The organism is Paenacidovorax caeni, assembly GCF_001298675.1.
Lineage (GTDB): Bacteria > Pseudomonadota > Gammaproteobacteria > Burkholderiales > Burkholderiaceae_C > Paenacidovorax > Paenacidovorax caeni.
Window position 1 is genome coordinate 1 of the sequence record NZ_CYIG01000072.1, and the last position, 10,183, is coordinate 10,183.

A 10,183-nucleotide genomic window follows, 5' to 3' on the forward strand; every position below is an offset into this window, starting at 1 on the left:
TGAACCTCAAAAGTGGGAGGCCACCATACCCGTTTACAAAGCGAACAGGAAAGTCAATGAAATCAACGGTCTACCCAGACCACCCCCGCGCCAGTGCTAGCTTTGCGTACCGTCACTTATTGCACTGAAAACGAGGAGACCCCATCGTGCAGGGAAATGAACTGACCACCGACATTCTTGTGACCCGTGTGAAACCATGATGACTTTCCGCCCCCTTCAGGGCCTGGGCGGGCCCAGAGCGGGCTGCACGGTACACTTCGCGCCTTTGAGCAGCGCCTTTTTCGCACCATCCCATGGCCGTTGACACGCCGGGCCACCACGCCCGCACCAGCTTTGAACTCAAAAGCACCCATCTGCCCGTGGTGGCTGTGGTGCTCAAGTCCACCGATGCGGCGCAGCTGGCGAGCGACCTGGCTCAGCGGCTGGGCGACGACCCCGGGCTTTTCGACAACGATCCAGTGCTGATCGACCTGGCGGCGGTGCACGACGCCCCCCAGCCCATCGACTTTGCCGCCCTCATCGCCGAGCTGCGGCGCTACCACACGCGCCCCGTGGCCGTGCGCGGCGGCAGCGCCGCGCAGATGGAGGCGGCCCATGCCCTGGGGCTGATCGCCGCCCCCGAGGCGCAGCGCGGCCCGGCGGCCGAGCATGGTCCGCGCGAGGTGGTGCGTGAAGTGGTGCGCGAGGTCGAGGTGGTGCGCGAAGTGCCCGTACCCGCCCCGGGCGCCGTGGTGGTGGACAAGCCGCTGCGCTCAGGCCAGCAGGTGTATGCACGCGGCACCGACCTGGTGGTGCTGGCCATGGTCAGCTTCGGCGCCGAGGTCATTGCCGACGGCAACGTCCACGTCTACGCGCCGCTGCGTGGGCGCGCCATTGCTGGCGCACGCGGCAACACCGAGGCGCGCATCTTCAGCACCTGCCTGGAGCCGCAGCTCGTGTCCATCGCCGGCATCTACCGCACCACCGAAACAGCGCTGCCCGACGACGTGCGCGGCAAGAGCGCGCAAGTACGCCTCGACGGTGAGAAGCTGCTCATCGAACCGCTTTAATTTCCAACATTTCCAGACCAACGCAAGGGAACCGCACACCATGGCCAAAATCGTCGTCGTGACCTCCGGCAAGGGGGGCGTGGGCAAGACCACCACCAGCGCCGCGTTCGCATCGGGCCTGGCCCTGGCCGGGCACAAGACTGCCGTGATCGACTTCGACGTCGGCCTGCGCAACCTCGACCTCATCATGGGCTGCGAGCGCCGCGTGGTGTACGACTTCATCAACGTCATCCAGGGCGAGGCCAACCTGAACCAGGCCCTCATCAAAGACAAGCAGTGCGAGAACCTGTTCGTCCTTGCCGCCAGCCAGACGCGCGACAAGGACGCGCTGACGCTCGACGGCGTGGGCAAGGTGCTGGCCGACCTGGCCGAGATGGGCTTTGAGTACATCGTCTGCGACTCGCCCGCCGGCATCGAGAGCGGCGCGCTCATGGCCATGCACTTCGCCGACGAGGCGCTGCTGGTGACCAACCCCGAAGTGTCGAGCGTGCGCGACTCCGACCGCATCCTGGGCATGCTGTCGAGCAAGACCAAGCGCGCCATCGAGGGCGGCGAGCCCATCAAGGAGCACCTGCTCATCACGCGCTACAACCCCAGCCGCGTGGAAGATGGCCAGATGCTGAGCCTGGCCGACATCCAGGACATCCTGCGCATTCCGCTCATCGGCGTGATCCCCGAATCCGAGAGCGTGCTGCAGGCGTCCAACCAGGGTCTGCCCGCCATCCACCTCGAAGGCACCGACGTGTCCGAAGCCTACAAGGACGTGGTGGCGCGCTTCCAGGGCCAGGAGCGCCCGCTGCGCTTCACCGAGGCGGTGAAGCCCGGGTTCTTCAAACGCATCTTTGGCGGGAGGTAATCGACCATGTCACTGCTGTCCCTGTTCCTGGGGGAAAAGAAGAAATCGGCCAGCGTTGCCAAGGAGCGGCTGCAGATCATCCTGGCGCATGAGCGCAACGGCCGCAACCCCGGCCAGCCCGACTACCTGCCCGCGCTGCAGCGTGAGCTCATGGCCGTGATCTCCAAGTACGTGAAGATCAACGCCGAAGACCTCAAGGTGCACTTTGAGCGCCAGGACGACCTGGAAGTGCTGGAAGTGAAGATCGAGCTGCCCGACGCCGGCAGCAAGTAAGCGCGTTTGCCCGCTTTGCCTGCACAGCAGGCGGCGAACGTCAGCCCCGCCTACTTGTGCAGAGGCCGCGCAGCCGCCGCCGAAAGGCTGCCCAGCAAGTGCTCGGTATAGAACATGCCCCCGTGGTACAGCAGCGGCGAAGCCCCGTCCCGGTGACCGCAACGCTCCACCTCGCCGACGAAGATGGTGTGGTCGCCCTCCACGTACTGGCTGCGGTTGAAGCACTCGAACACCGCCGCAGCGCCATCGAGCACTGGCGCGCCGTTGGCACCCGGGCGGTGGCCCACGTCGGCCCAGCGGTCAATACCGCGCGTGGCGAAGCGCTCCGCCAAGTGGCGCTGCTCCACTGCCAGCACGTTGATGGCGTAATGCGTGCAGGTGGTAAAGGCCTGCAGCGACGACGTCTGGTGCGACAGGCTCCACAGCACCAGCGGCGGCGTGAGCGAAACCGAGTTGAACGAGTTGGCCGTGAGGCCTGCCAGCGCGCCGTCCGGGCCGCGCGCCGTGATGATGGTCACCCCGGTGGCGAACATGCCCAGTGCATCGCGGAATTCGCGCGGTGAAAAGCTCGGAGTCAGGGCAATGTCGGGGGTGTCAGGAGTCACGGTGGAGGCGCGCACGGAAGGCGCGGGGCGCGAAAGAGCAATCAATTATTATCGCCCCCCTCCCCTTGGCGCGCTGCCGCGGGGATTACAGCCTTTCCCCACCGTGCATCTCTCCCGTGTCCCCTTTTGTGCCTTGCGGCCAGTGCGTGTGCTGGCACAAGGGGCACTGGCCCTGGTCTGCGCCACCGCACAGGCCGCCCCCGCCCCACCGCCATCGGCCTGCGCCCAGTGGCTGCACCGCCTGCCGGGCGTGCAGGCAAAGCAGTGTGCGGCGGCGCAGCTCACGCCCAGCGGCGGCCACTCGCAGCAGGGGCGCCCCCTGTTCTGGCGCGATGTGCAGCCCACGGGCAACGCCCCCACGCCGTTGCGCGTGCTGGTGGTTGGCGCCATGCATGGCGACGAGCTGACCTCGGCCTCGCTGGCGCTGCACTGGATCGCGCTGGCCGAGAAGGCGCGGCGCCCGGTGCACTGGCGCTTCATCCCCGTGCTCAACCCCGACGGGCTGCTGGCGCGCCGCCCTACGCGCGTCAATGCGCGCGGCGTAGACCTGAACCGCAACTTCCGCACCCCCGGCTGGGAGCACGATGCCCCGCTGTACTGGGAAAAGCGCACGCGCAAGGACCCGCGCCGCTGGCCCGGCCCGGCGCCGCTGTCAGAGCCCGAGTCACAGTTCCTGCACACGCAGTTGGAGAGCTTCCGCCCGCAGCTCGTGGTGAGCATCCACGCGCCCTACGGCGTGCTCGACTTCGACGGTCCGCACGAGCCCCCGCAGCGCCTGGGCCACCTGCGCCTGGACCGCGTGGGCGTGTTCCCCGGCTCCCTGGGCCACTACGGCGGTGTGCAGCAAGGCATGCCGGTGGTCACCATTGAGCTGGACCACGCGCAGCGCATGCCGCGCGACGCCGAGGTGCGCTCAATGTGGAACGACCTGCTGCGCTGGATCGATACACGGCTGATACCGCCCACCCGGAAGAACTGACGGGAGCGCTGCCGGAGCGGTGCCGTAGACTCATCTCCATCACCGCCCGCACCCTCCCGCCATGCCCTTCCAGCCTTCCCGCATCCTGACCCTTGTAGCCGCTGTCGCCGCGGCGGGCCTGCTGGCCTTCTACGGCTGGCAGCGCATGCGGGCCAACGAATCCACCGCGGGCTTCATCAGCGGCAACGGCCGCATCGAAGCCACCGAGATCGACATCGCCGCGCGCCAGGGCGGGCGGCTGCTGGAGGTGCTGGTGGGGGAGGGCGACTTCGTGCAGGCCGGGCAGGTGCTGGCACGTATCCAGGTAGACACGCTCAACGCCCAGCGCGACGAGGCGCGCGCGCAGCACGCGCAGGCGCTCACGGCCGTGGCGACGGCACAGGCGCAGGTGGCGGCGCGCGAGAGCGAGCGGCGCAGCGCCCTGGCCCAGACGGCCGCACGCGAGAGTGATCTGGACGCGGCGCGGCGCAAGCTAGAGCGCTCGCAGGCGCTGGCCGCGCAGGGCATGTGGCCACAGCAGGAGCTGGACAACGACCGTGCCCGCGTGCGAAGCGCCCAGGCCAGCGTGACCGCTGCCCGCGCGCAGGCCACGGCCACGCAGGCCGCCATTGATGCGGCACGCTCGCAGGTGGCGGGGGCACGGGCCGCCGTCGCGGCGCTGGAGGCGACGCAGGCGCGCATCGCGGCCGACATTGCCGACGCCACGCTCAAGGCCCCGCGCGACGGGCGCGTGCAGTTCCGCGTGGCCCAGCCGGGCGAGGTGGTGGCGGCGGGCGGCAAGGTGCTCAACATGGTGGACCTGTCCGACGTGTTCATGGCCTTCTTCGTGCCCGAGACGGTGGCCGGGCGCATCGCCATCGGCAGCGAGGCACGCATCGTGCTCGACGCGGCGCCGCAGTTCGTGATTCCGGCGCGGGTGTCCTTCGTCTCGGCCACGGCGCAATTCACGCCCAAGACCGTGGAGACGGCCAGCGAACGGCAAAAGCTCATGTTCCGCGTGAAGGCGCAGATCGACCGCACGCTGCTGCAAAAGCACTTGCAGCAGGTGAAAACGGGGCTGCCCGGCGTGGCCTGGCTGCGCACCGACCCGCAGCGCGAGTGGCCTGCGCACCTGGCGATCAAGGTCCCGGAGTAGCCGCGCATGGCAAACCCGGCGGTGCGCCTGCACGACGTACAACTGCGCTACGGCACAACCCGCGCACTCGACGGCGTGACGTTGGACATTCCCGCAGGCTGCATGGCCGGCTTCATCGGCCCCGACGGCGTGGGCAAATCGAGCCTGCTGGCGCTGGTGGCGGGGGCGCGTGTGGTGCAGCAGGGCCGCATCGAAGTGCTGGGCGGCGACATGGCGCAGGCCGCACACCGCCGCCGCGTGTGCCCGCGCATCGCCTACATGCCGCAGGGGCTGGGCAAGAACCTGTACCCCACGCTGTCGGTGGAGGAGAACCTGCAATTCTTCGCCCGCCTGTTCGGCCATGGCGCAGCCGAGCGGCGTCGGCGCATCGACGCGCTGACGCAGCGCACCGGCCTGGCGCCTTTTCTGGCGCGGCCTGCCGGCAAGCTCTCGGGCGGCATGAAGCAAAAGCTGGGGCTGTGCTGCGCGCTGATCCACGACCCCGACCTGCTGATCCTGGACGAGCCCACCACGGGCGTAGACCCGCTGGCGCGCGCCCAGTTCTGGGACCTGATCGCAGACATCCGGCGCGGCCAGCCCGGCATGAGCGTGCTGGTGGCCACCGCCTACATGGACGAGGCGCAGCGCTTCGACTGGATCGTGACCATGGACGCGGGCCGCGTGCTCGCCACGGGCACGCCCGCCGAGCTGCTGGCGCGCACGGGCAGCGACACGCTGGAGCAAGCCTTCATCCACCTGCTGCCCGAGGAGCGGCGGCGCGGCCACGCGCCGGTGGAGATTCCGCCGCTGCAGGCCACGCAAGACGACATCGCCATCGAAGCCCAGGGGCTGACCATGCGCTTTGGCGACTTCGTGGCGGTCGATCACGTGAGCCTGCGCATCCGGCGTGGCGAGATCTTTGGCTTTCTGGGCTCCAACGGCTGCGGCAAGTCCACCACCATGAAGATGCTGACGGGCCTGCTGGAAGCGAGCGAGGGGCGGGCGTGGCTGTTCGGCCAGCCGGTGGATCCGCGCGACATCGCCACGCGGCGGCGCGTGGGCTACATGTCGCAGGCGTTCTCGTTGTACGGCGAGCTGACGGTGCAGCAGAACCTGGTGCTGCACGCACGGCTGTTCCACGTGCCCGAGGGCGAGATCGCCGCGCGCGTCGATGACATGGTGCAGCGCTTCGGCCTGGCCGACGTGCGCGCCAGCCTGCCCGCCAGCCTGCCGCTGGGCATGCGCCAGCGCCTGTCGCTGGCCGTGGCGATGGTGCACCGGCCCGAGCTGCTGATCCTGGACGAGCCGACCTCGGGCGTGGACCCGGTCGCGCGCGATGCGTTCTGGCGGCTGCTGGTGGAGCTGTCGCGCCGCGACCAGGTCACGATCTTCATCTCCACCCATTTCATGAACGAGGCGCAGCGCTGCGACCGCATATCGATGATGCACGCCGGGCGCGTGCTCGACAGCGATGCGCCCGCTGCGTTGGTCACCAAGCGCGGCGCCACCAGCCTGGAAGAGGCCTTCATCGGTTACCTGCTGGAAGCGGCACAGGAGTCAAAAACCATAGCTTCCAGCGCAAGCCCTGAAACGCTTTCGGAAACAAAACAACCTGAAAACGTTGAAAGACAAGCGCTAGCAGCTCCTGAAACAAGAGCACCGCGCCACCGCCCCTTCAGCCTGCAACGCCTGCTGTCGTACGCCTGGCGCGAGGCGCTGGAGCTGCGCCGCGACCCGGTGCGCGCCACGCTGGCGCTGGCGGGCTCGGTGATCCTGCTGTTCGTCATGGGCTTTGGCATCAACATGGACGTGCAGACCCTGCGCTTCGCCGTGCTCGACCACGACCAGACGGCCATGAGCCGCCAGTACGTGGACAGCCTCGCGGGCTCGCGCTACTTCATCGAGCAGCCGCCCATCACCGATGCGGCGCAGATGGACCAGCGCATGCGCAGCGGCGAACTGGCGCTGGCGCTGGAGATTCCGCCCGGCTTCGCGCGCGACCTGGCCCGGGGCGGCACCTTGGGCGGGCCGGTGCAGATTGGCGCCTGGATCGACGGCTCCATGCCCATGCGCGCCGAGACCGTGGCCGGCTACGTGCAGGGCATGCACCAGGGCTGGCTGGCCGCGCAGGCGCAGGCGCGCGGCATGGGCCAGGCCCTGGCCACGCCTGCGGGCATCGAGACGCGCTTTCGCTACAACCCCGACGTGCGCAGCCTGCCCGCCATGGTGCCGGCCGTGATCCCGATGCTGCTGATGATGATTCCCGCCATGCTGGCCGCGCTGGCCGTGGTGCGCGAGAAGGAGCTGGGCTCCATCCTCAACCTCTACGTCACGCCCGTCACGCGCAGCGAATTCCTGCTGGGCAAGCAGCTGCCCTACGTGCTGCTGGCGCTGCTCAACTTTGGCATGCTGACGCTGCTGGCCGTCACCGTGTTTGGCGTGCCCATCACCGGCAGCCTGGCCACGCTGTGCGCGGCGGCGCTGATGTACGTGGTGTGCGCCACGGGCATCGGGCTGCTGGCGTCGAGCTTCACGCGCAGCCAGGTGGCGGCGCTGTTCCTGGCCATGATCGGCACCATGATTCCAGCGGCGCAGTACTCTGGCATCCTTGACCCGGTGAGCTCGCTCGAAGGCGTGGCGCGCTGGATCGGCACCGTGTACCCAGCCACGCACTTCATCGACATCAGCCGGGGCGTGTTCAACAAGGCGCTGCACTTCACCGACATGGCGCACGCCTTCTGGGCGCTGCTGGCGGCGGTGCCCGTCATCCTGGCGCTGTCCATCGCGCTGCTGAAGAAGCAGGAGCGCTGACGCCATGCGCCGCACACTCGCCAATATCTATCGCCTGGGCGTCAAGGAGCTGTGGGGCCTGTGGCGCGACCCGGCCATGCTGGTGCTGATCGTGTTCATGTTCGGCTTCTCTGTGTACTCGGCCGCACGTGCCATGCCCGAGACGCTGCACCGCGCGCCCATCGCCATCGTCGATGAAGACGCCTCGCCGCTGTCGCTGCGCATCGCCTCGGCGTTCTACCCGCCGCAGTTCATGCCGCCCGCGGCCGTGGCGCAAAGCGAAGTCGATGCGGGCATGGATGCGGGCATTTACACCTTTGCGCTCATCATCCCGCCCGGCTTCCAGCGCGACGTACTGGCCGGGCGCGCACCTGCGCTGCAGCTCGCCGTGGACGCCACGCGCATGACGCAGGCCTTCAACGGCGCCGGCGCCATCCAGCAGATCGTGCTGACCGAGGTGGCAGCCTTCGTGCAGCGCTACCGGGGCACCGCAGCGCCTGCGCCCGTGGAGCTGGTGCTGCGCTCGCGCTTCAACCAGACGCTGGACAAGGGCTGGTTCGGCACCATGACGCAGCTGATCAACCACGTCACCATGGTCTCTATCCTGCTGTGCGGCGCGGCGCTGATCCGCGAGCGCGAGCACGGCACCATCGAGCACCTGCTGGCCATGCCCGTCACGCCCACCGAAATCATGCTGGCCAAGGTCTGGTCCATGGGCCTGGTGGTGCTGGTGGCGGTGGCCGCCTCGCTGCAAGGCGTCATCCGGGGGCTGGTGGGCGTGCCGGTGGAAGGCTCGGTGGCGCTGTTCCTGCTGACCACCGCGCTGCACCTGTTCGCCACCACGGCCATGGGCATCTTCATGGCCACGGTGACGCGCTCCATGCCGCAGTTTGCGCTGCTCATCATCCTGGTGTTGCTGCCGCTGCAAATGCTCTCAGGCGGCAGCACGCCGCGCGAAAGCATGCCAGAGCTGGTGCGAGACCTCATGCTGGCCGCGCCCACCACGCACTTCACCATGGCGGGGCAGGCCATCCTGTTCCGTGGCGCCGGGCTGTCGGTGGTGTGGCCGCAACTGGCGGCGCTGGGCACCATCGGCGCCGTGTTCTTCGCGGTGGCGTTGCGCAGGTTCCGGCGCACCATCGGCCAGATGGCCTGACAGCCGGGCCGCGCTGCAGGCACAATCGCAGCCCTCATGCGTTCCCCCATCGCCATCGTCGACGTCGACCGCCCCGACACCTGGACGCGCTACCGCGCGGGCCTGTGCGCCACCTGCGCCGCCAACTGCTGCACCATGCCGCTGGAGGTGCAACTGTCCGACCTGGTGCGCCTGGGCCTGGTCGATGCCTTCGAGGCCGAGCACGAGGCGCTGCGGCGCATCGCCAAGCGGCTGGAAAAGGCGCGGCTGATCGACCACTTCAACCACAAGCACGCGCTGTTCACCCTGGCGCGGCGCGCCAGCGGCGACTGCCAGTTCCTCGACGCGCAAACGCGCCGCTGCACGGTGTACGACCAGCGCCCCGACACCTGCCGCCTGCACCCGCAGAAGAAAAGCCCCAAGCCGGGCTGGTGCCCCTACGGCGCGCAGGCGCAAACGCGGCGCTGAGACAGACAATGGGCGCCTTGCCACGCCCGCTCAGCCGCTGCCATGTACATGCCCGCCCATTTCGCCGAAGACCGCCCCGAGGAGCTGCACCGCATCATGCGCGCCCACCCGCTGGGCCTGCTGTGCACGGCCGGGCCAGACGGGCTGGACGCCAACCACCTGCCGTTCCACCTCGACCCGGCCACGGGCCCGCACGGCACGCTGCTGGCGCACGTGGCGCGGGCCAATCCGCTGTGGCAGCGTGTGCCCTCGGGCAGTGCGGTGCTGGTGGTGTTCCGGGGCGCTGAGGGCTATATCTCGCCCAACTGGTACCCGGGCAAGCACGCCACGCACCGCGCCGTGCCCACCTGGAACTATGAGGCGGTGCACGTGCATGGCACGCTCACCGTGCACGACGAGGAGAAGCACGTACGCCAGGTGGTGGCGCGCCTGACGCACACGCACGAAGCCTTGGCCGAGCCACCGGGGCCGCACCGCCCCTGGCGCATGGGCGACGCGCCGCCGGACTATCTGCAGGCCATGCTGCAGTCCATCGTCGGCATCGAGGTGCGCATCACCCGGCTCGAAGGCAAGCGCAAGCTGGGCCAGAACCGCGAGGCGCCCGACCGCGAGGGGGCACAGCACGCGCTGCAGCTGCGCGGCCACACGGCGCTGGCCGACGCCATGCGCCAGGCCAGCGAGCCGCGTCAGGACTCCTGATTCAATAGCGGCTAGCGCTTGCCCCGTAAGGGCTAGAGGCCTTTTTGGTGCTTAAACGGTTTCGGGGTCTCCTCGTTTTCAGTGCAATAAGTGACGGTACGCAAAGCTAGCACTGGCGCGGGGGTGGTCTGGGTAGACCGTTGATTTCATTGACTTTCCTGTTCGCTTTGTAAACGGGTATGGTGGCCTCCCACTTTTGAGGTTCACGATGCAGG

At 68.7% G+C, this 10,183-nt stretch carries 10 protein-coding genes; 9 read left to right on the forward strand and 1 reads right to left on the reverse strand.

The features are described 5' to 3' along the window. Window positions 1–293 precede the first annotated feature (293 nt). From minC to minE, 3 genes are read left to right on the forward strand one after another with little or no spacing between them, the layout of a single operon-like run. Complete coding sequence (gene minC / locus BN2503_RS17945; RefSeq protein WP_054257979.1) at window positions 294–1,049, forward strand: septum site-determining protein MinC; 756 nt, start codon at window positions 294–296, stop codon at window positions 1,047–1,049. A gap of 40 nt (window positions 1,050–1,089) precedes the next feature. Beyond that, window positions 1,090–1,905, forward strand: a complete 816-nt coding sequence (gene minD, locus BN2503_RS17950; protein WP_054257980.1) for a septum site-determining protein MinD — start codon at window positions 1,090–1,092, stop codon at window positions 1,903–1,905. Between the two features lie 6 nt (window positions 1,906–1,911). Beyond that, window positions 1,912–2,178 carry a cell division topological specificity factor MinE gene (gene minE, locus BN2503_RS17955; RefSeq protein ID WP_054257981.1) on the forward strand — a complete coding sequence of 89 codons (267 nt, stop codon included), beginning with the start codon at window positions 1,912–1,914 and terminating at the stop codon, window positions 2,176–2,178. A 50-nt stretch (window positions 2,179–2,228) separates the two neighbouring features. Here minE and BN2503_RS17960 read toward each other — a convergent pair whose 3' ends face one another. Further along, the gene (locus tag BN2503_RS17960; RefSeq protein ID WP_082366670.1) at window positions 2,229–2,711 is read right to left on the reverse strand and encodes a flavin reductase family protein; all 483 of its coding nucleotides are present in this window, start codon (window positions 2,709–2,711) and stop codon (window positions 2,229–2,231) included. Window positions 2,712–2,886: 175 nt separating this feature from the next. On the opposite strand from BN2503_RS17960, the gene BN2503_RS17965 reads away from it, so the two are divergent. The 6 genes from BN2503_RS17965 to BN2503_RS17990 all read left to right on the forward strand — a co-directional run bounded on the left by BN2503_RS17965 (window position 2,887) and on the right by BN2503_RS17990 (window position 9,968). Continuing rightward, window positions 2,887–3,762: a M14 family zinc carboxypeptidase gene (locus BN2503_RS17965; RefSeq protein ID WP_233495124.1), complete on the forward strand. Its 876-nt coding sequence runs from the start codon at window positions 2,887–2,889 to the stop codon at window positions 3,760–3,762. Window positions 3,763–3,823: 61 nt separating this feature from the next. After that, the gene (locus BN2503_RS17970) at window positions 3,824–4,897 is read left to right on the forward strand and encodes an HlyD family secretion protein (RefSeq protein ID WP_054257983.1); all 1,074 of its coding nucleotides are present in this window, start codon (window positions 3,824–3,826) and stop codon (window positions 4,895–4,897) included. A gap of 6 nt (window positions 4,898–4,903) precedes the next feature. Then, entirely contained in the window at window positions 4,904–7,687 is a 2,784-nt protein-coding gene (gene rbbA, locus BN2503_RS17975) for a ribosome-associated ATPase/putative transporter RbbA (RefSeq protein ID WP_054257984.1), read from the forward strand. 4 nt (window positions 7,688–7,691) lie between these two features. Beyond that, a complete protein-coding gene (locus tag BN2503_RS17980) occupies window positions 7,692–8,822 on the forward strand; it encodes an ABC transporter permease (protein ID WP_054257985.1) in 1,131 nt (376 codons plus the stop codon). A 36-nt stretch (window positions 8,823–8,858) separates the two neighbouring features. Further along, window positions 8,859–9,269 (forward strand): YkgJ family cysteine cluster protein, encoded by a 411-nt coding sequence (locus BN2503_RS17985; protein WP_054257986.1) that lies wholly within the window; start codon window positions 8,859–8,861, stop codon window positions 9,267–9,269. A gap of 42 nt (window positions 9,270–9,311) precedes the next feature. Then, the gene (locus tag BN2503_RS17990) at window positions 9,312–9,968 is read left to right on the forward strand and encodes an FMN-binding negative transcriptional regulator (RefSeq protein ID WP_054257987.1); all 657 of its coding nucleotides are present in this window, start codon (window positions 9,312–9,314) and stop codon (window positions 9,966–9,968) included. Window positions 9,969–10,183 lie beyond the last annotated feature (215 nt).

What these genes read in the sequence shown, in the direction of transcription:
- BN2503_RS17980 (WP_054257985.1), top strand. Translation starts at nt 7,692, where the DNA reads ATGCGCCGCACACTCGCCAATATCTATCGCCTGGGCGTCAAGGAGCTG.
- minC (WP_054257979.1), top strand. Translation starts at nt 294, where the DNA reads ATGGCCGTTGACACGCCGGGCCACCACGCCCGCACCAGCTTTGAACTC.
- BN2503_RS17960 (WP_082366670.1), bottom strand. Translation starts at nt 2,711, where the DNA reads ATGTTCGCCACCGGGGTGACCATCATCACGGCGCGCGGCCCGGACGGC.
- BN2503_RS17985 (WP_054257986.1), top strand. Translation starts at nt 8,859, where the DNA reads ATGCGTTCCCCCATCGCCATCGTCGACGTCGACCGCCCCGACACCTGG.
- rbbA (WP_054257984.1), top strand. Translation starts at nt 4,904, where the DNA reads ATGGCAAACCCGGCGGTGCGCCTGCACGACGTACAACTGCGCTACGGC.
- minD (WP_054257980.1), top strand. Translation starts at nt 1,090, where the DNA reads ATGGCCAAAATCGTCGTCGTGACCTCCGGCAAGGGGGGCGTGGGCAAG.
- BN2503_RS17990 (WP_054257987.1), top strand. Translation starts at nt 9,312, where the DNA reads ATGTACATGCCCGCCCATTTCGCCGAAGACCGCCCCGAGGAGCTGCAC.
- minE (WP_054257981.1), top strand. Translation starts at nt 1,912, where the DNA reads ATGTCACTGCTGTCCCTGTTCCTGGGGGAAAAGAAGAAATCGGCCAGC.
- BN2503_RS17970 (WP_054257983.1), top strand. Translation starts at nt 3,824, where the DNA reads ATGCCCTTCCAGCCTTCCCGCATCCTGACCCTTGTAGCCGCTGTCGCC.